Raw genomic sequence first — 20167 nt, 5'->3', positions numbered from 1 at the left:
CCAGTTCTCCTCATGGTTTTTCATACGGATCTTCCTTCCCGACCAGACTCTCCCGGATAGTCTGAATATGCGCTTCCATAGCCTGCCTGGCTCCTTCCCGGTCCCCTTTCTTTAATGTAGCAAGAATGACCCGATGTCCCGCAAGGGAATGGGCTTCCCTTGCGGGATGCAGCCAGCCGGGGCTTCGCCCTTCATCAAAAAGCACAGCCAAAGAAGTCATGACCTCACGGATAATCACATTGCCGGTTGCCTCCGCCAGAAGCCCGTGGAACCGGGCATCCAGCTCCCTGAAATCACCGCTTCCTTCTTCCTGCATGCGAATAAGCTCTTCCACCCTTTCCAGTTGTTCCTGGGAAATCCTTCCTGCAGCCACTGCCGCAATCTGGGGTTCCAGCAAAAGACGGAACTCAAGAAGGGCGTCCATACGCGATCCCGTTCCCGTCAGCAAACACGCCATCTCGCGTGCCAGTATCTCCGCACTGTCAGCCATCAGAAGCGTCCCCGACCCCTGACGGCGGATCACCAGTCCCCGTTCTCCCAGTGACTGCAGGGCCTGTCGCACCGCATGGCGGGAAACACCGAAGCGTTCCGCAAGGTGCCGCTCCGGTGGGAGGCGCTGTCCCTGCTGGAGCTCCCCCCCCTCCATCATTTCACGGATACGGGCCAGCACACGTTCATAGGTATACACACCCATCTTTTTTTCCTTGCACAGGTTTGGTTTCAGCAGATTCTTCTGCACCCTGCCTCTGCTCCGGAGGACCGGGAAGCCCTTTTTTCCAAATGCCCGCCCCACCCCCGGCATTGAAAACCCGATAACCAGCCCACCGGTAAGCGTCTGCCCTCAGTCAATACCCTTACAGCCTAAAAGACCGTTCCTGCCATTCAAACTACACAACAGCCTCACCAACAAGTCCCCTTACCACCGAAGCCTGACTTTCACAGCCAAAATATGTACGGAGACTAAAAAATAGTCCCTGAAATTGGTTCAACCAATTTCAGGGACTATCACCACCTTTTTTATTCTGCAAGAAGAAAAATCCCCAACCACCCCAACACCCGCCAGGGAAATCCTGCCACCATGGACCGGTTTCAGCATACAGATACCAGACAGGCCCATGGTGTGCCATGGCTATCCTGGACGCTTTTCAAAAAAAATTTTCAACTCCGGAGGAAGATGCAAGGTTTCCCAGATGGAATAAAAAGCAAGAAAACGAGGCAAAAAGACATGCCGCCGTCGCGATCCCACCTGCAGCGTAACCGTATCTCCGGAACGTTCTACCCCGACATCTCCATTTTCAAGGAAGGGTAGACGCAGGGTGAGCACATACCCTCCGTCTACTTCGGAAATACCCAGAGGCTTTTCCCTAAATAGAAGATCATCTCCAGGCCTGTCTCCGTACAGAACCTTCCCCGTTTTTTCCAACAGATCAAGGCCAACAATCTCTTCCCCGAAATGGGGAATACGCAGCATGGGCAAAGGAGCAAAACTTTCTTCTATTTCCGCCAGATAACGGCTTTGCGAAGCTACATAAGCGGAGAAAAATCCCGTTGTCTCCCCTTCGGGAAGAATTCTGTTGGTGATCACAGCATCCACATGATAACCATAAAGCTGAAGATAGGTGTAAGCCCTCCTTGCTTCGGCAATCACCATCCGCTCCGGGTTTACCATAATTCGCGTGCTGGTGATTTCAGGATCCGCAAGAATTTTCTGCACCCTTTCCATTTTTTCCAGAAGAGTGCTCAGCTCTTCCAGGCCTGCGGCCATGGGCATCATCCCGCCCATCAACCTTCCCATGCCCCGCAGTGCCATTTTCGGGAAAGGGAACATCTGAGTTGTCCACCACTGGGTCACCTGAGGCAGAGACAGCAGGGTCAGAGTTTCCCCTGTGGGTGCAGAATCAATGACGATAAGATCAAAGCGATTCTCCCGGACATATTCTTCGATCCATAAAAATGCCGATCCTTCCTCCATGCCGGGAATGGCTGCCAGCTCTTCAGCCACCTTTCTGTCCACACCCTGCCAGCGAAAAAGATCCAGCATCAGGCGACGCAGGGAACCCCAGTGTTTACGCATGGAATAATAAATATCCAGCTCCTGTGCCCACAGATTTTTCTCCACTTCCACAGGTTCGGGGCCGAGGGGAAGATTCAGAACATCGGCCAGAGAATGGGCAGGATCCGTTGACATCACCAGCGTCTTTCTACCCGAACGCGCCGCCTGAAGCGCCGTTGCAGCTGCGGTAGTCGTTTTACCGGCGCCCCCTTTTCCCGTGAATAAAAGAATACGCATTCAGGCTCCTTTCCTCATAGGTCCAGTCAATATCAACATACGGCTATGACGGCAGCGTTCACAACAGCGGCCATTCCAGTATCCAAAATCAATAGAGGTTTGACAATACCTGTCAAAGACCCTATGGTCAATTGCGATCTGCCAAGCATCCAATCATTTCCGGTCCGGCCTCTTCTTTATGACGGATAAGAGTATTGTCAGTACATGATCCTTCGGTACTGGCATAGCCGTGTTTACGCTGGCATCCTGTTTTGTACAAACCCGAACAGAATCGGAGGCAACATGCGTTTCCACGTTCCTGAATCTTCTGAAACCAGCCCCATGGGCTTTGCACCTGAAAACCATACGGAGCCTTCAGACTCCGAAGGCCTGCCATGGGAAATTCTCATTGCCGATGATGACCCGGAGGTGCACAGGGTCACCCGCCTTGTTCTTGCGGACTTTCGGTTCGAAAACCGTCCCCTTGCCATCCACAGCGTTTATTCGGGATCTGAGACCGTTGCTTTTGTATCCAATAACAGCAACACATCTGTTCTGCTGCTGGATGCGGTAATGGAAGACGACATGGCCGGCCTTGTCGCTGCGAATCGCATACGGAAAGAGCTCGGTAACCGGAACCTGCGCATTATCCTTCGAACCGGTCAATCTGGCAAAACACCGGAAAATATGGCCGTTGATTCCTATGAGATCAACGATTACAGAGAAAAATCCGATCTCAGTGCACGGAAACTGCATAGCGTCCTGACAACGGCCCTGAGAAACTTCCGGGAACTTACCGCCATCCAGACAGAAAGGGACGCCCTACATCACATCCTCAAGGCCACCTCTCCCCTTTCCGGCCACAGAGCGCCATCGGGTTTTGCCCATAGCGTTACAGATCAGCTGCTTCACCTCCTCTGCCCAAAAAAATCAGGACCAAGAGCCCTCCGCATCCGGTTTTCCGCTATGGCCCCCTCCGGCATGAGCATCTGCAAGGCCCGCAGACAAATGGGAGACTGCCCATCCGTCCCCGCACTCCCCCTCATGGCCAGGTCTGCCACGGGAAAAACCATCCGCATTGACATACAGTCTCTGCCTGCACCGAGTGAAAAAGAGATTACCATGCTCCGTATCTTTACGGTTCACATCGCCGATGTGCTGGATACGCTCCTTGAACACCAGCCTGACATCACAGATGCGGACTCCTTCTCCCAGCTCCTCAGCCATGCCATTGCCCATACCGGTCCGAAGGAAAATACCGGCCATCTCCACAGAGTAGGTGCTTTCTGCCATTTTCTTGCCTTGCGGGCCGGACTTGGCAAGGATGCCGCGGAAGAACTCCGGCGGGCATCCCCCCTCCATGACATCGGCAAGCTGGCCATCCCTCAAAAAATTCTCAATAAAAACGGACCCCTGACAGAGGAGGAAAGGGCTATCGTCCGCACTCACCCCGACATCGGTTTCGAGCTCCTGCATACCGGAGGGAAACCGGAACTCCACACCGCTGCCATTGCCGCACGGGAGCACCATGAGCGCTGGGACGGAAACGGATATCCCCTTGGGCTCAGCGGCAAGGATATCCACATTGCAGGCAGAATAACCGCCATTGCCGATGTTTTTGATGCGCTGATCCATGATCGCAGCTACAAAAAAGCATGGCCCTTACACCATGCTGTCCGCTTCCTCAAACAAAAGGCAGGAACCCTTTTCGACCCGCATCTTGTCCCCTGTTTTACGGAAGACATGGCCTCTCTGACCCGGATCCATTCCCAATGGCCCAATTTCTGAAACCCACTGAAAGAGGTAGCTTCTCCTTGAAAACAAAACTGTTTCCTGCCCTGTTGCTCATATGGCTCGTCATCGTTTTTTCTGCCGCCTGCAGCGGTATCCGACTACAGAAGTATCCTCCGGAAGCCTGCAGCTTACTACCCGGTAATCAGACCATGGACGTAATCGAGAATACATGTTTCCTCTGCCACAGAGGTGATTTTGCAACGAGACAGGATGTCTGCGAACGGAAAGAAATGATTCAGGATGCAGTTCTGTCCAAAAGGATGCCTAAACTGAAAAGCCTGAGTGAGGAAGACTTACAGATTCTTCTACAATGGGAATAAAGGAGGGATTAATCCTTCACGCGGGGGACGGAGAGCACGGCGGGTAATGGGTAAAGGAAACAGCCCACAGTCCCTTTAATGCAGACCTGCCTTCTGTGGACACCAAAAGGGACTGCGCTCTGGTCTTGGTTTTGATTATGGGAACAAACCTGGATTAAAAAAGGCCAGGCTCCTCGAGCACCCTCAGCAGGCCCTCCCCGAGCAGCTCTCGCTGCCACTTTCTCATATCGCCTATTTTTGAAAGTTCCTCCATGGAAGTCGGCCTGCACTGAGCCAGCTTGGTCAGCAGGGACTTGTTGCACAAAAGCGCCGGATCCAGGCTCAGCTCTTCAGCAAGACGGTCCCGCCATTCCTTCATGACCTTAATCCGAAGGGCTACCTGAGGTTTAATCCGTAAGGCTTTTGATCTGGGATACACGGGAAGGGATGCGTCTGGTATGGCCATCGCTCCATGGATGCAGTCCAGCAGGCTGCTACCGAACATGGAAAGCTGTCTGGGGCTTAAGGAATTCGTATCTCTCATGGCTTCCATGGTACGGGGGCGCAGCTGAGCCAGACGCAGCAATGGTTCTCCGCCCAGAACCTTAAACAGGGGCTTGTCTTTTTTTTCAGCAATCTCCATGCGAAACTCCAGAAAAGACTCCAGAACCGCAAGGCTCCGTCTATCGAGACGCCCAGCCCCCTTGAACCGAAGAAACAACGGTCTTTCTTCACCCTCCTGCGCCCTTACCTGCTGCAGGAGATGGCACTCTTCCGCAACCCACTCCAAACGCCCCCTTGCTGCCAGCTCAGATTCCAGCTCTCTGGAAAGAGCAAGAAGATACCGGGTATCCTCTGCGGCATAGGCTATCATTTCTGGACTCAAAGGGCGCTGGGACCAGTCTTTTTTCTGATATTTTTTATCAAGACAAACGCCAAAACGTTCCTTCAGCACAGCATTCAGGCCCGAAGCCCGGCAACCCAGAAAACGCGTAGCCAGTTCCGTATCCCAAAGATTTTCTACAGTGAAACCAAAATCCCGAAAAAGAGAACGGACATCATAATCTGCGCCATGGAACACCTTGCAGATTCCCGGATTGGCAAAAACAGGTCCCAGACATGAAAGATCCCCTATGGATAAAGGATCCAGCACAAAATTCCCAGTGTCAATCGCCAGCTGAATGAGACAGACCTTCTCCTTGAAATGAAACATGGAGTCGGCTTCCAGATCCACACCGACACGATCGGCTGCCTTTAGCAGGGGGAGCACTTCCTGCAGTGCCTCCCGGGTTTCAATAAGCGTATACGTAGAATCCATCCTTATCCGTTGTTGTTCGGCGTTCTTAAGGAAAACGGTCCATATTCCATCCGACACAGGAATATTCCCGCCGCTTCTGCAGCCTGCCATGGTTTCATAATTTTCCTTGACCCGCAAGACCATTTCCCTTAGGTACTTCAATTGTGCCTGCGAACCTCTGTTTCAAAGCACAATGTATGGCTATAAGCTTCTTTTTTATCTCAAAAAAGTCTGACTGCGGCGCTCTCTGTAAAAGCATTTTTTTCCCCTCGTTTCCCGCTGCAGCCTTCCTGAGCCATCATGGAAGACACAGAAAGCGGCTGATACAACCTCATCCAGGAATGGTGCCATGATACAGATTACCCTGCCGGACCACAGTATCCGGGAATTTGATAGCCCCCCCACCGGTATGGACATTGCTCTGTCCATTTCCGAAGGTTTGGCCCGCAACTGCATTGCCATAGAGGTGAATGGCAGACTCAGAGATCTTGCATCCCCAGTAAATGAGAATGCCAATGTACGCCTGCTTACTCCAAAAGATCCTGAATCCATTGAAATTTTAAGACACTCCGCCGCCCATGTCATGGCAGAGGCCGTTTTGGTCCTCTACCCCGATGCCCGCCTGACCATAGGCCCGGTTGTGGAAAACGGATTTTATTACGACATTGATATGCAGAGCATTTCCGAAGAAGACTTTCCGAAAATCGAAGCGGAAATTCTTTCCATTATCAAACAGAAAAAGCCCTTCATCCGAAGGGAAATGACTCGATCCGAGGCACGGGAACGCTTTAAAAACGAACCATACAAGCTGGAAATCATCGACTCCCTTGAAGGCGATGTTTTCAGCCTGTATGAACAGGGAGGCTTCATGGATCTCTGTCGTGGCCCCCACCTGCCCCACACCGGCCACATCAAAGCCATCAAGCTGATGCGGGTTTCCGGAGCCTACTGGCGTGCGGACCAGAGCCGCCAGCAGCTCCAGCGTATCTATGGTACCGCCTTTTTTGATAAAAAAGATCTGAAAGCCTATCTTACGCTGCTGGAAGAAGCCAGAAAGCGGGATCACAGAAAACTCGGCGTACACCTGGACCTCTTCAGCTTCCACGATGAAGCTCCCGGCATGCCCTTTTTCCATGCAAAAGGCATGGCCGTATGGAACGCCCTGCTGGAATACTGGCGGGAAGCCCACAGAGATGCCGGATATGTGGAGACCAAAACGCCCATCATGCTCAACCGGGTTCTCTGGGAAAAAAGCGGTCATTGGGAAAACTACCGGGAAAACATGTATACATCCCAGGTGGATGAGACGGAATATGCCATTAAGCCCATGAACTGTCCCGGTGGCATGATCCTTTTCGGCATGAAGCCCCATTCTTACAAAGATCTTCCCCACCGGGCCGGAGAAATCGGCCTTGTTCACCGTCATGAGATGTCCGGAGCTCTGTCAGGCCTGTTCAGGGTTCGGGCCTTCCATCAGGACGATGCCCATATATTTATGACACCGGATCAGATCCAGCAGGAAATCGTTGGAGTACTGGAACTGGTGGACCGTATTTACGCCACCTTTGGCCTGGATTTTCATCTGGAACTTTCTACCAGACCGGAAAAGTCCATCGGCAATGATGCCCAGTGGGAAGAGGCTACTTCCGGCCTCAGGGCCGCTCTGGATGACTACGGCAAAGGCTACCATATCAATGAGGGGGACGGTGCCTTTTACGGCCCCAAAATTGATATCCACATCAAAGACGCCATCGGACGTACCTGGCAGTGCGGCACCATTCAGTTGGACATGGCCCTGCCGGAACGTTTTGACCTGAATTATATCGGCAAAGACAATGAAAAACACCGCCCCATCATGATCCACCGGGTTATCTACGGCTCCATTGAGCGTTTTTTCGGTATTCTTACCGAACACTTTGCCGGTAAATTCCCCCTCTGGCTGGCCCCGGTACAGATCATGCTGCTGCCCATGAATGATGATCTCATTCCAGCATCGGAAAATCTGCAGAAAGAGCTCCTCTCTCAGGGTCTGAGGGCAGAGGTGGATACCCGGTCTGAAAGCCTCAAGAAAAAAGTCCGGGACGCACAGTTACTGCAGATTCCCATCATGGTCACCATCGGTGCCAAAGAAATCGAAACAGGAACCTTTGCCGTACGCACTCTGGATGGCAAAGTCCTCATGGGTATGGAACGAAGCCTTTTTCTGGAAAAAGTAAACAACCATATCCGCAAACGAATTCTATCCCTTGATATTTTCGCATAAGATATGCCAGCCGGAGCGGCACTCCTCCGGCTGGCTCAATCTACACAGCCAATGCCGCTGAGACTGTTCACCGCAGTTCCGCAAAACAGACCAAAAACCTGGAACGGGTTGGTCAGCGAAAACGGCTGACTGAAACGGCTCTATGCTGGGCACATCCGATTCAGAAACTGGAATCTGGCATGAACACAGTTGACTATCCATTTTCCGAACAGCCTCAAAAAAATCTGAGCCTATAAAATCCGGAACACCCTCAGACAAAAAACTAACCGGACACAACGGATAAAAACCGGTCAAGCCCCTCCTTTTTAAATCCTGCCAATAAATATTTGCTATTTAACAGCCAAAATGCTATTTTCCATTCATCTTTTGTCCACTTATCCAAATAAAATTCTCCGATTCCTCCCCTCTTCATGCATGAAAGCCAGGTCCGTATGCATCCTGCCCCCAAACGCAGCATATCAAGGGATCTTTCCATAAGCGTGTTTCTGATGGTGATGCTTCTTCAGGCACCCCTTGTTTTCTATTATTTCACCCGGGAAGCCCGACAGATAACAACACTCTTTCATGCCCAAACCGCAGATAACGCCCAGCGCCTCACCCAGATTCTCGCTGATCCCCTCTGGCAGCTGGATAAGGAACAAATAGAACGCATTGCCCTTGCCTTTACCCACAATGAACCCATGACCGGTATCCGTATCAGTGACATGGAAGGGCGGGTGCTGTTTGATGCCATACCAGAGGGGATGCACCGCGACTCACTGCAGACCATCACCACAAGTGTTATCAACAAAAACGAAATCATCGGCTTTGTGGACCTTCATATTTCCAGTGATCCCTACCGGGAAAATCTGGCGCGGTTACGCAACCAGACATTATGGATTCTGGGCATTTCCTTTCTTGGCATTTACATTGGCACATGGCTTCTCTCCCTTCTTTTTTTCCGGCCACTGCTGCGGTCTCTGGGGGAGGGACTGGAGCGTATTGGCAAAGGCCGTTATGACCATGCCTTCACAGCCATCCGCCATAAAGAAATGCAGGTGCTCGCCACTACTTTTCAGGATATGGCCACCCGCATCAGGGCACGGGAAAACGTACTGCAAATGATGAACCGGGAATTGCAGGCAGAAGTCCGGGAACGAAAAAAAGCAGAGGAAGAAGCCCGCAAGAGCGAAGCGCGGCGTGCAATTCTTCTGGACGCCATCCCTGATCTGATCTTTCAATTCGATACAGAAGGGAAATTTCTCGATTTTCAAGGCAATAAAAATCATCTCTACCTGAATGCAAATACATTTCTGCACAAAAAAGCACAGGATGTTTTTCCATCCAGCATTGCCTCCCAGATCAAAACCAACATTCATCTGGCCCTCCGGACTCAAAGACCCGTTCTTTTCGAATACGCCCTGCCCATCAAAAAAAATATCATCGAACACTTTGAAACCCGGATGGTCGCAGCCACACCTGGTACCGTAATGGCGATCGTACGGAATATCTCCAGCAGAGTGCGCGCCGAAGGCCAAAGAAAACGACTGGAGGACCAGCTTACCAGAGCCCAGAAAATGGAAGCCGTCGGTATGCTCGCCGGTGGAGTAGCCCATGATCTTAACAATGTACTGTCGGGTCTTGTCAGTTATCCGGAACTGCTCCTTCAGGATCTTCCCGAAGACAGTCCCATGCGCCGCAGGATTGCCATTATCCAAAAATCAGGCCAGAGGGCAGCCCAGATCGTTCAGGATCTGCTGACCCTCGCCCGCCGCGGAGTAAGCGTGGAAGACACCGTACAGCTCAATACGGTTATTCTGGATTACCTCTCCACGCCTGAGCATGAAAAACTATGTGCCTTTCATCCCAATGTCCATATTGAAACCCGCCTGGATCCAGCCCTGGATCTCATCCTCGGGTCAGGACTGCACCTTGGCAAAATGCTTATGAACCTTGTCTCCAATGCTGCAGAAGCCATGCCGGGTGGGGGTATGATATCCATCCGGACCCTTACAATCCCTGAGGCATCCACCGCCTTTCCCCATGGAGCCGTTCTGCTTCAGATTCAGGATACGGGCATGGGCATTGCTCCGGAGGACAAAGAGAAAATTTTTGAACCCTTTTATACAAAAAAAGTAATGGGACGATCCGGAACAGGGCTGGGAATGGCGGTCGTGTGGAGTACGGTACAGGATCATCACGGCCAGATTTACCTGGAAAGCGAACCGGGAAAGGGCTGTACCTTTTCCATACACCTGCCCGTTACTCCGGGGCTGACCATTTCTTCTGAGGAAACAATACGTGACCCGGAAGGCTGCGGTCAGCATATCCTTGTCATTGATGACCTCGCCGAACAACGAGAAATCACAACACTTGTTCTCGAAAAACTCCGTTACAGAGTCACGGCCGTTGCCAGCGGCGAAGAAGCCCTTGCCATGCTGCCATCCCTTACACCGGACCTTGTTCTGCTGGATATGATCATGGGCCATAAGGGCATGGATGGCCTGGACTGCTTCCTTCACATGCGTACCCTCATTCCAGATCTGAAGGTTCTGATTCTTACAGGTTTTTCCGAAAACGACCGCATGAAAGAAGCCCTGGCCATGGGTGCCGTTGGGCTCGTAAAAAAACCCTACACCTTTTCCTGCCTCGCCCGCGGCGTCCATCGGGCACTCTGTTAATAACGAGGTTTGACAGGATAAACCTATACACTCTTGTTTTCCATGGCGCATGGCTCTACTATAAGTAAAATTCAGGTATCGACTGACAAGTCTGACGTTCCTTACTTCTTTCCCCCCAACACAAGGAGGCAGACCATGCGCATTCACTTTAACCGCATCCTCTGCACAACCGATCTTTCGGACTATGCCCGGCAGGGTATCCGTTATGCCACGGCCCTTGCCCGGACCCTGAATGCGGAGCTTTTTCTCTGCTCCATCATTGACCCCATTCCCCTTGTCTATGCGGAAGGAATGAGGGACCCTAACGGGTATGAGAGAAAAATGGAAAAACGAGCCAGGGAAAAAATGGCGGCGGCCATGGCAGACTGCCATATCCCATGGAAAGACATCGTAAGGACCGGCCATCCGCCAACCCGCATAACTGAGCTTGCCGAAGAACTGGACGCCGATCTGGTTGTCGTCACAACACGCCCCGGTTCCGGTCTCAAAAAATTCTTCATGGGCTCCACATCCGAAGAGCTCATCCGTACACTCAAAGTCCCCCTGCTTATTCTGAGGGACGTGGAACCGGAAGCCCTAAAAACTACACCCAACGGCCCCATACTGGACCTGAAACGCATTCTCATTGGCTACGATTTTTCCTATCATGCCACCATGGCCCTGCGTTATGGACTGAGTCTTTCACAGGAATTCGAGGCAGAGCTTCATATCGTACATACGGTTTCTGAAAATCAGCACAAAGCCTTCCTTGCCGAAGGACCACCCGGAGACCGTATCCGTCACCAGAAGGAAGAAATGAAAAAGCTCAAGGAAAAACTGGATTCTCTGGTACCGGATGAGGCCAGAACCTGGTGCCACTGTGAAACACGGATTTTACTCGGAGAAGCCCATACGGAACTGCGCAAATATGCCCTGGCCAATGGCATTGATGTCACGCTTGTGGGCTCCCGCGGCATTTCCCTTGCCGAATCCATGCTGATGGGTTCCGTAACAGACAGACTCATACGGGAAAACCCCTGCCCTGTCATGTCCGTCCACTGAGACCGGAGCCTGCTTTTTCTGCCCCATACCCCGCCATACAGCAACCTGCATGGAATCCGGCAGCCAACTTGCCGGATTCCATTTACTCCCAATTTTATGCTGGATAAAAACAGGATAAAATGTTTCTGTGGAGCTCCTGCTGAAATCCCGCAGCCCTTATTCTGCGGACACAGGAAACAGACCGGAAAAAACAGGACCACAGCAAACCATTACAAGGAGCTATCATGCTGAAGGCAGGGATTTTTCTCGACATGGAAAATTTAAGTCGCAACGGCGGCTGGGGCATCCGATACGAGGTCATCAAAGAGCTTGTGGAAACACAAGGTACCATAGTTCTACGTGCCAACGCCTATCTTGCCGTAGATGTGGAAAGAGAGCGCCACGACACAGGCTACAGAATACGAAATGAAAATTACAGAGCGGCTATCCGCCGAAATGGATTCCATCTCATCCGTAAAGAGGTACGCCGCTATTACGACTCGGAAGGTGAACTGGTAGTCAAGGCCAATGCGGATCTGGACCTTGCCGTTGATGCCATCCTTCAGTCGGAAAATCTGGATTATATCCTTGTAGGTTCCGGAGACGGTGATTTTCTCCGGCTCGTCCGCGCCCTCCAGAACCGGGGCAAACGGGTGGATCTTCTTTCCTTTGCCAACACCAGCGGTGACCTGATGAGGGAAGTTGACAATCATTTTTCAGGCTTTCTTATTCCCGGTATTCTTGGTAATGATACGGGAAACAGTCGCAAACGCGGTATTCTCCACGCCTATAACGAAGACCGGGGATTTGGCTTTATCACCATGCGCACCGGCCTTGGTGCTACGGATATGCGCCACGACATCTTCTGCCATATCAACGACATCACCGCAGACCAGGAACCGGTAGACACCCGCTATGTGGCCGAACTGAAGCACCGTCAGATTATTCTTGAATTTGACCTTATTCAGACGCCCGAAGGGCCAAAAGCCACCGATGTCTGTGAATTCCAGTGGCGATGATTCCATGGGCAGCCAACAACCCCACTATCCCCGTGAGGACGCATGCGCCATATCAAACGCTTCCTGAAAGCCCTTCTTGCAGCAGCTTTGGGGCTGGCCTGCTTTGCCACAGCCCTTGCCTGTTTTAACTGGGGCTTTCTGTCCATGCGTGATGCCCGGCAGATCGACCGTCTGCCGCCCACGCCCATAGCAGCCCTGGCTCAAGGCCCTTATGCCGTTCACGGAGAAGTTCTCGCCGGGAATCAAGTACTCACAGCTCCCTATTCCGGAGAAAAAGCTGTCTTTCTTCGTTACAGACTGGAAGAAGAGTATAGAGATTCGGACAATAACATCCGGACCCGCACCCTGGATTCCGGGGAAAGAAGAGCCCCCTTCCTGCTGAAGGACACCAGCGGAGAGGTAAGGATCAATCCTTCAGACCAAAGCTCCATGCAGACGTCCCTTTCCCGAACCTACAGGGTAAAGAGGGGAGACCGTATCTACAGTGAGTGGATCATCCGACCGGGTCAGTCCATAAACATCCTGGGAGCCTACGACCCGGAAACAAAATGGATTCACTTTGATACCCGTAACTGGCAGATTCCAGCAATCCTGAGTGTTGGAACGCTTCAAGCGGAGGGCGGGAAAAGCCTCCTGCAATCCGGTGTTCTGGTTTCCATCGCTTCCGGACTCATTGCCTTTGGCATTGCCCTCCTTCTCATTGCCTTGCAAATCCATCGGTTCTGGATTTACGTGCTTTTCATGATCTGCGGTGGTATGGGATTTCTCTGGTACACGGGGCTTACCAACCTGAAAAAAGACTGGAGTGAAGCCGCCATCCTCTACCAGGAGCGTTATAAGGCCACCTATCCCACACCTATGCCTGAACAACGAAGCGATCTGTATGCAATGCGGCTCCTTATTGAAAGAGGTGCTCAGAAATGGCCGGATCGCCCCCTTTTTAACCATGTCGCAGAACGGCAGTTTCCCTTACCCTATGGGCTTACGGAAACCGAAATACAGCAGGCAAAAAAACTTACGGACTCCATTCGCCCCAGCTCCTTTCAGAGCCCCCTTATGGTAAGCCTTCTCTCTGCGGGAGGATTGGTTCTCGGCCTCATGGCTTTTTTGGCCGGCATTCTATCCATCAAACAAAAACGCCTCATGGAGCATATACCCACAGCCAGCAGCTCCGGCTTAAGCTACGGACTTGCCGAGCTCAAAGGGAAGATACTTGTCGGCGAGGAGCTGCCCTGCATGCAGAGCAGGCTCAAAGGCAAAGACTGCGTAGCCTATCACTACAAAGTAGAAGAAAAAAGAAAATCCGGTAATAAAACAAAGTGGGTCACCATTGAAGAAGATATCCGCCGTACTCCTTTCTGGCTGGAAGATGAAGAAGGAAAAATCAGGGTCCTTCCCAAAGACGCCATCATCGAATACTCTGGCCGCAGCAAAGAATCAAAAGGAGGACGGATCTACACGGAATGGCTGCTGGAACCGGGACTCGCCATCTACACCATAGGCTTTGCCGGGCTGGATCCTGAAAAAAGCGATCGACTGAGCCTGCAGAAAGGTACCGACAGGCACAACTTCTTCTTCATCAGTCCACGCAGGGAGGAAGATATTCTTCGAAGCAAAGGAGCAAAAGGTTTTCTTGCCACGTCTTTCAGTCTGGCCGCCTTTCTCTTTGCTGCCAGCGTATTATGGGCAGGTCTGGGATGGTTTACCCCTTCCGCACTCTTTCAAACGGCCCTCATCATCCCCCTGTTCCTTCTGCTCTACACTCTGATTCTGCATTTTAATGATATTATTTTTCTCAGGAACCGATGTCATAAAGCATGGAGTGACATCCATACCATCTTGCAGAGGCGATTTGACCTGTGGCCTCAGCTTGAAAAGATTGCCAAAACCTATCTTGCCCATGAAAAAGAGCTGCTTACCGCCCTCAGCAGCCTCCGCACAGAAGCGTCCCTTCCACCGGGAGAAACGGAAAAAGCAGAAGAAATCGTTCAAAAAGAAAGGGCCGTATGCAACAGCTTCCACGCAAGAATGGAAAGTTACCCCCAATTAAAGGCACAGTCTCTGGTACAGGAAATTACCCATGAAATCATCCGAACAGAAAACTATCTCTCCCTCCTCCGAAAAGGTTACGCAGACAGTGTCGAAATATTCAATACCCGCATTCAGTCCTTTCCGGATTTTTTTCTTGCTAAAATGTTCAGAATCAAACCCATAAAGACATTCTCGCAGCAAAGAGAAAAGACCTTGGGAGAACAGGATGTACTATATAAAAAAACCTGATTCCCGCATTATCTGTGGGATCAGATTTTTTTATGCCGTAAAACCTTTTACTGGCAAAGGCCTGCAAATGTACCACTGGTCAGTGCCTTCAGATCTTCGGGACTCAGCTCCAGATCAAGCCCACGCCGACCTGCACTCACAAAAATACTGGCAAAGTTTTCAGCCGAGGCATCAATTACGGTCACAAGATCCGTTTTCTGACCAATGGGGCTAACCCCTCCCAGGACATAGCCCGTTATCCGCTGTACATCCTCCGGGCGGGCCATCTCTGCTTTTTTCGATCCTGCCGCTTTTGCCACGGACTTCATGCTGAGCATGGCTTCTACGGGAATAACAGCCAGCGCAAAACCGAATGGATCCAAACGAACAAGCAGTGTTTTGAAAACCCGGCCTGCGTCCACACCGAGCTTCGCCGCGGCCTCCATGCCATAGGAAGACCAGGATGGGTCGTGTCTATACTCATGGATCCGGAAAGCCACCCCAGCTTTCCGGATCCGGTGTACTGCCGGCGTCATGTGTTGTTTCTACCCTCCCTGCATTCAGTGACAGACCCAGGGCATCACGCCACAAACACCTTACCATTGTTGCCTGTCTCAGCCCTGCATCTTCCTCACAAAATTTGCCACGCCATTGTCCAGTGCTTCCATCGACCTTCTGAATATCTGACTGAAGTCCTTCTGTGAAGGCAAAAACATTTCAATGCTCACCCAAACATCATCATTTACCGTATAGACCTTGGATACTTTGGACAGGGCATTGGAAAAATCTGCAGCAGCAAGTACCTGAAGGTTCTCCTCAATGCTTTCAATCGGCCAGATGTTAGGCAAAACCAGCCTGAAAAAATCCGAGTCATCTTCCGTTACAAACAGAAAGTAAATTTTCCCCTCCCGCCTGAACATCACATCACCATCTTCATCCACTTCAGGTCGGTAGCCTTCTCCTTTCAAATACTCCATATACAGATTCTGAAGGGCTTCCTTATTTAAAGATTCTGCCATCGCAGCCGATGCCATAAACATGGCGCTGATTACAATCATCAATCCTGCCCATACAATTTTTTTCATTGCCCTGCTCCTTTGCTCAGGTTTCCTTCGTGCAAAATGCTCTTTAGCCCTGTTTAATTTGCGATTACTATTAAATGGCATACCCTTGTCACAAAAAAATATTTCTATAGTTTTTTCAAATAAGCAAAAATAAACCGGATACTTTCACCACAAACAGCCATCCATTCAGCAATGGGATCAAGCGGATTTCCAAACCACAACACCCTTTTCCGGCCCTCATTCATGGGAAAGTTTCCAAAAACCGAAGGCAGGAATAATTTCCACCAGATGACGCAAAACCACCGGGGGCAAGGCAACAGATCAAAATCAACGTTTGTGCTTTGTCCTGAAAATCAGGTAGCGGCAACCGGTTGCAGATGGAATATTAGTAATGATACCTGTATCTTCAAAAAAAAATCAAGTAAAAGAATTCATTATTACTCATGGCCCTGACCCAAGTGCCTCCAGTCTTTCTTCAAGAAGGGGATGGGTAGAAAGATAACCGCGCCAAGCCCCCTCCCTGGTCTCTGCTCTCTTTTCATTTTCATGCAGACGAATGAGCAATTGTGCCAGTCCGTCAGGGCTTTTACCCCGATGGGCCAGCCATTCCAGCGCATAGGCATCCGCCTCCCTTTCAAAACCCCTTGAATAAGCCAGTTCGGTCATCAGTACGGGAAGTCCCATAAAGAGCTCTGCCACACCGCTTCCGTCTCCTGTGAGTCCCATAATCAAAAAGGCCAGAAAGCTGTCCTGGATAACCCGGCGTGCCGCATGTCTGTGGACACCATGACCAACTTCATGGGCGAGCACCCCTTCCAGTCCATCCGGGTTCTCTTTGGCAAGGACCAGCAACTCATCCGTGACAACAATGATATTACCCGGAAGAGCCAGAGCATTGGCTCCCAGAAGACCTCCCCGCCGAAACTGCAGACGGAAATCCGGATGGGCATCCCATAGAGGCTGAAACGTTACATAAATTTCCTTCTGAGCCTCAAGAGAAAGCTTTGAGGGAGAAAAAAACATGGTATCCAGTGAATGCAGGGTATGCTCTCCCACCTTTTCAAGGAGAGCCGGAGGCAACCGAAGGGCAATTTCTCTGGAGGCGAGAGGAGCTCCGTAGCAAAATGCCAAAAACACAATGGAAGAAACCAGCACCAGCGACAGCAATACCCAGTGCCAGCGGGATTCAAGACAGTGAACCAAACGCCAGAAGCCTCCACTTTTCAAAAAGACCTGCAAGGTTTCCACCGCCCTGTTGTCGCGGGTTTCAAAAACACCGCCGCAAGGGAAAAAAACGCTACGGGCCGTATTCCCCATGGGCTCCGAAAAGCGGACGTGCCCAGCCTCTGCCTCAGCAAGGAGAACTCCATCGCTATTTTCAACCCTGATACGCTTTGTGTCTACCTGAAAAAAAAGACAGACCTCTTTGGCGCCCGATGTTCTGCCATCATAAAAAAAACCGGTAATTTTCATCAGAATCCAAAATCAAAGTCCAGAAAATCCGCCGCTTCTTCCCCAAGAGAGGCGACCCGGTTTTCTTCTCCTGCCACAAAAACATCCAGCGAACCTGCCGAAATAAAAGCCATTTTTTCTGCCTTGTATCGAACAATCCGAACCTTTGCCCAAGGGTGATAAAAACCCAGTGTCAGCATGGTCAGCAGAGTATTGACAAAAAGGATGCGGAGATACGCCAGCACCTTCAGATTAGCCTCTAAGCAATGGGAACGGAGTCGTGCAGCAGAATAAAAAATATTAGTCGTTTTCACCGCATACCAGGCCATGAAAAAAAGATAGAAGGTTGCCATAAACACGAACAGTAACAAAGGAACCATTGCTATCAGTCCACTTTTTATGAGAACCGTATCCATCATGAAGACAAAGAGAAAAGCAAGCCCGGCAGCCAAACCCAAAGCCGCCAGCATGGGCAGTACAATACTGGCAAACATTCTGTAATATCCACGAGCTCCGGCATGGAAGGAAAAACGGGAGCCTCCGTAAGCCCCACCGGAAATAACATAACGATGCTGACAGTAAAGGGTATAGGGCCATAACAGCCCCAGAGTGAACAGACTCAGGAAAGGCAGGAGAATATACACCTTCGCGGCACCCCAAACTGTACCGTGGAAGGCAAAACGGATATTGCGGTAGCTTGAATTTCTGGCATTAAACGCCAGAGACCGGACAAGAATCCATGGGAAAAAAAACAGAAAAACAATGGAAAATCCAATGGACAAAAAGGGGTGCAGACTGCCGGCAAAGGAATAGATGGCAAAAACAATCACAACCACAATACGGCCTATCAGTATTTTGACAGGATCCGCAAGATAAGCAAATCCTCTTTTATCCAGATGGGTATTCATGTAAAAGTACCGTTTCCGTCGTACCTTGGCCCATGCGGAATATATGCCCAGAGTGAGAATGGACAGGAGCATATTCACAATCCAGATACGAAAATATTCCCCCCCTGTACCATGAAAAGAAAAAGGAAGACGCTGACGTTCCTCCGGCCTGTCCGTCCTTTCTCCGCCTCCTATGGTGTTATCGTGCCCCTCACTTGCCTCCCTTGAAACGGACTGAAGTGGCAGAACAGCCTCTCCCTCCTCAATAAGGGGTTCAATGGAAACCTCCACCCCTGCTTTTTTCAAGGCATTGGCATAGGTTTCAGCTGCTTCAGCACTGACACCTTTTTTCAACACTGCCCTTCGGCTGGATAAAAGACGCTCCGCAGCCTCTTTATCAAGACCAAACATGCGGGCAAGCCGATCAGCCACTTCATCCGGATCGGAACCCGGTACCAGTACACCTTGAAATACCACATCAAAACGAACCCCGGACATGGATCTTTCCTTCCTTGTCTTCATGGATGCTGCAGTTCAAAACCGTTTATACCCTGGGCAACGGCCAATTCTGTGCCGCGATGACAGGCAGCCATCCTTCATCAATCCGGCTTCTCTGCTGCAAGACGGAAGCCGATACTGTTAAAGCCCCTGTCCGGGGCATACCGCCCCCGGCCTGCCGAACGACAGCTTCGGGCACTGCCATACCAGGACCCGCCCCGAATCACCCGCTCATCACCCGGCCCTTCATACAAGGGGTCCACCACGCTTTTTTCACTGTCATAGGGAGCATAGACATCCTGGCACCATTCCCATACGTTGCCATGCATATCATGCAATCCAAAAGCATTGGGCGAAAAACTTCCCACAGGAGTGGGGCCTTCCCTGTACCTGCCTTCGGAACAATGGGCCAGAGGCTGTCTACCATTATAATTGGCCGCATCAGCGTCGAGACATCTGCCAAAGGCAAAGGCGGTTTGACTTCCCCCGCGAGCCGCATATTCCCACTCCGCCTCCGTAGGTAAACGATAGATCAATGCCTTATCCATGGCCTGAAGCTTTTGGATGAACACCTGAACATCATTCCATGAAACCCTTTCCACGGGGCAGTACGATCCGCAGTGACGGAAGCCAGAGGGATTGTTGCCCATCACTTTTTCCCACTGACCTTGGGTAACTTCCGTTGCCATCAAAAAAAAACCCCTTGAGATGGTGACCTTTCTCCGGGTCTCATCGTCGTAGCGGTCCGGGTCATCCATATGGGATCCCATATGGAAGATACCCGGCGGAATCCATACAAAATCCATACCCAGCGCATTCGTCAAGTAACCCTGGTGGGAATCCGCAGCCTCACCAACATCAGAAATGCTTTGCGTAGACTCTCCGGGGGAGTCAGGCCGCTGCTCCGAACCAGCCTGCCGAACCACGGTCTCTTCTTTTACTTCGCCTGCATCACCCGGCAGCAGGCCATCATATCCGGGCAGAGAACTCCTGCCGGTACAGGCCATGAGCCATATCATGACAAAGATGCCCGCCAGCCGCTGAGTAAATGCTGTCATACCGCGTAGTCCCCCAAAATCGCATGGGCCATTCCATGCCCCGTAATTGCGCTACAGCAATCATGGATTGCCACTCTTGCAATAAAAGTACCTGTTTCCCATAAAAAACCATTTTACTATCATATAGTATCAATTCCAAACATATCGGCTTCCGGCTTTCTTCGGAAGAACCTCTGACGGCCAAACTTTTTCCCGTAAGTTCTCCCCTTCTTTCAAGATATGGTCAGAGACGGAAGACTTACAAAACACCCTTTTTGACAAAAAATGGCAAAACCCTTCGTTTTTTGCCATTTTTTGTCAACATATAGTCCTGTAATTTCTGAACACA

General features: G+C 50.9%; 15 protein-coding genes. 7 read left to right on the top strand and 8 right to left on the bottom strand.

What is annotated here, in order from left to right:
• Window positions 1–10: 10 nt before the first annotated feature.
• On the bottom strand, window positions 11–694 hold the full coding sequence (locus OOT00_RS01540; protein WP_265423528.1) for a FadR/GntR family transcriptional regulator: 684 nt from the start codon (window positions 692–694) through the stop codon (window positions 11–13).
• 435 nt (window positions 695–1129) lie between these two features.
• Complete coding sequence (locus tag OOT00_RS01535; RefSeq protein WP_265423527.1) at window positions 1130–2290, bottom strand: ArsA family ATPase; 1161 nt, start codon at window positions 2288–2290, stop codon at window positions 1130–1132.
• A 282-nt stretch (window positions 2291–2572) separates the two neighbouring features.
• On the opposite strand from OOT00_RS01535, the gene OOT00_RS01530 reads away from it, so the two are divergent.
• Both OOT00_RS01530 and OOT00_RS01525 read left to right on the top strand, forming a co-directional pair.
• Window positions 2573–4057 (top strand): HD domain-containing phosphohydrolase, encoded by a 1485-nt coding sequence (locus OOT00_RS01530; protein ID WP_265423526.1) that lies wholly within the window; start codon window positions 2573–2575, stop codon window positions 4055–4057.
• Window positions 4058–4083: 26 nt separating this feature from the next.
• The gene (locus OOT00_RS01525) at window positions 4084–4383 is read left to right on the top strand and encodes a hypothetical protein (protein ID WP_265423525.1); all 300 of its coding nucleotides are present in this window, start codon (window positions 4084–4086) and stop codon (window positions 4381–4383) included.
• 154 nt (window positions 4384–4537) lie between these two features.
• On the opposite strand, the gene OOT00_RS01520 is transcribed toward OOT00_RS01525, so the two are convergent.
• Window positions 4538–5680, bottom strand: coding sequence for a ribonuclease D (locus tag OOT00_RS01520; RefSeq protein ID WP_265423524.1), 1143 nt, complete (start codon window positions 5678–5680; stop codon window positions 4538–4540).
• A 328-nt stretch (window positions 5681–6008) separates the two neighbouring features.
• On the opposite strand from OOT00_RS01520, the gene thrS reads away from it, so the two are divergent.
• From thrS to OOT00_RS01495, 5 genes are all read left to right on the top strand, one after another.
• The gene (gene thrS / locus OOT00_RS01515) at window positions 6009–7922 is read left to right on the top strand and encodes a threonine--tRNA ligase (RefSeq protein ID WP_265423523.1); all 1914 of its coding nucleotides are present in this window, start codon (window positions 6009–6011) and stop codon (window positions 7920–7922) included.
• Window positions 7923–8353: 431 nt separating this feature from the next.
• Window positions 8354–10582, top strand: coding sequence for a hybrid sensor histidine kinase/response regulator (locus tag OOT00_RS01510; protein WP_265423522.1), 2229 nt, complete (start codon window positions 8354–8356; stop codon window positions 10580–10582).
• Window positions 10583–10717: 135 nt separating this feature from the next.
• Window positions 10718–11623: a universal stress protein gene (locus tag OOT00_RS01505; protein ID WP_265423521.1), complete on the top strand. Its 906-nt coding sequence runs from the start codon at window positions 10718–10720 to the stop codon at window positions 11621–11623.
• Window positions 11624–11847: 224 nt separating this feature from the next.
• Window positions 11848–12621 (top strand): NYN domain-containing protein, encoded by a 774-nt coding sequence (locus tag OOT00_RS01500; protein WP_265423520.1) that lies wholly within the window; start codon window positions 11848–11850, stop codon window positions 12619–12621.
• Window positions 12622–12663: 42 nt separating this feature from the next.
• The gene (locus OOT00_RS01495; protein WP_265423519.1) at window positions 12664–14901 is read left to right on the top strand and encodes a LemA family protein; all 2238 of its coding nucleotides are present in this window, start codon (window positions 12664–12666) and stop codon (window positions 14899–14901) included.
• A 47-nt stretch (window positions 14902–14948) separates the two neighbouring features.
• On the opposite strand, the gene ybaK is transcribed toward OOT00_RS01495, so the two are convergent.
• From ybaK to OOT00_RS01470, 5 genes are all read right to left on the bottom strand, one after another.
• A complete protein-coding gene (ybaK, locus tag OOT00_RS01490) occupies window positions 14949–15416 on the bottom strand; it encodes a Cys-tRNA(Pro) deacylase (protein ID WP_265423518.1) in 468 nt (155 codons plus the stop codon).
• A gap of 78 nt (window positions 15417–15494) precedes the next feature.
• On the bottom strand, window positions 15495–15965 hold the full coding sequence (locus OOT00_RS01485; RefSeq protein WP_265423517.1) for a hypothetical protein: 471 nt from the start codon (window positions 15963–15965) through the stop codon (window positions 15495–15497).
• Between the two features lie 420 nt (window positions 15966–16385).
• Complete coding sequence (locus tag OOT00_RS01480; RefSeq protein ID WP_265423516.1) at window positions 16386–17417, bottom strand: M48 family metallopeptidase; 1032 nt, start codon at window positions 17415–17417, stop codon at window positions 16386–16388.
• Window positions 17417–18781, bottom strand: a complete 1365-nt coding sequence (locus OOT00_RS01475; RefSeq protein WP_265423515.1) for a YjgN family protein — start codon at window positions 18779–18781, stop codon at window positions 17417–17419. Before OOT00_RS01475 ends, OOT00_RS01480 begins: the two co-directional genes overlap by 1 nt.
• Before the next feature lie 101 nt (window positions 18782–18882).
• Window positions 18883–19839 carry a formylglycine-generating enzyme family protein gene (locus tag OOT00_RS01470; protein WP_265423514.1) on the bottom strand — a complete coding sequence of 319 codons (957 nt, stop codon included), beginning with the start codon at window positions 19837–19839 and terminating at the stop codon, window positions 18883–18885.
• Window positions 19840–20167: the final 328 nt, after the last annotated feature.

This window comes from Desulfobotulus pelophilus, from assembly GCF_026155325.1.
Lineage (GTDB): Bacteria > Desulfobacterota > Desulfobacteria > Desulfobacterales > ASO4-4 > Desulfobotulus > Desulfobotulus pelophilus.
Note: the sequence above shows the minus strand (reverse complement) of the source record. Positions and strands in the feature narration are given on the sequence as shown.

What these genes read in the sequence shown, in the direction of transcription:
- OOT00_RS01495 (WP_265423519.1), top strand. Translation starts at nt 12,664, where the DNA reads ATGCGCCATATCAAACGCTTCCTGAAAGCCCTTCTTGCAGCAGCTTTG.
- OOT00_RS01485 (WP_265423517.1), bottom strand. Translation starts at nt 15,965, where the DNA reads ATGAAAAAAATTGTATGGGCAGGATTGATGATTGTAATCAGCGCCATG.
- OOT00_RS01500 (WP_265423520.1), top strand. Translation starts at nt 11,848, where the DNA reads ATGCTGAAGGCAGGGATTTTTCTCGACATGGAAAATTTAAGTCGCAAC.
- OOT00_RS01520 (WP_265423524.1), bottom strand. Translation starts at nt 5,680, where the DNA reads ATGGATTCTACGTATACGCTTATTGAAACCCGGGAGGCACTGCAGGAA.
- OOT00_RS01470 (WP_265423514.1), bottom strand. Translation starts at nt 19,839, where the DNA reads ATGACAGCATTTACTCAGCGGCTGGCGGGCATCTTTGTCATGATATGG.
- OOT00_RS01540 (WP_265423528.1), bottom strand. Translation starts at nt 694, where the DNA reads ATGGGTGTGTATACCTATGAACGTGTGCTGGCCCGTATCCGTGAAATG.
- OOT00_RS01510 (WP_265423522.1), top strand. Translation starts at nt 8,354, where the DNA reads ATGCATCCTGCCCCCAAACGCAGCATATCAAGGGATCTTTCCATAAGC.
- OOT00_RS01475 (WP_265423515.1), bottom strand. Translation starts at nt 18,781, where the DNA reads ATGTCCGGGGTTCGTTTTGATGTGGTATTTCAAGGTGTACTGGTACCG.
- OOT00_RS01535 (WP_265423527.1), bottom strand. Translation starts at nt 2,290, where the DNA reads ATGCGTATTCTTTTATTCACGGGAAAAGGGGGCGCCGGTAAAACGACT.
- thrS (WP_265423523.1), top strand. Translation starts at nt 6,009, where the DNA reads ATGATACAGATTACCCTGCCGGACCACAGTATCCGGGAATTTGATAGC.
- OOT00_RS01480 (WP_265423516.1), bottom strand. Translation starts at nt 17,417, where the DNA reads ATGAAAATTACCGGTTTTTTTTATGATGGCAGAACATCGGGCGCCAAA.
- ybaK (WP_265423518.1), bottom strand. Translation starts at nt 15,416, where the DNA reads ATGACGCCGGCAGTACACCGGATCCGGAAAGCTGGGGTGGCTTTCCGG.
- OOT00_RS01530 (WP_265423526.1), top strand. Translation starts at nt 2,573, where the DNA reads ATGCGTTTCCACGTTCCTGAATCTTCTGAAACCAGCCCCATGGGCTTT.
- OOT00_RS01505 (WP_265423521.1), top strand. Translation starts at nt 10,718, where the DNA reads ATGCGCATTCACTTTAACCGCATCCTCTGCACAACCGATCTTTCGGAC.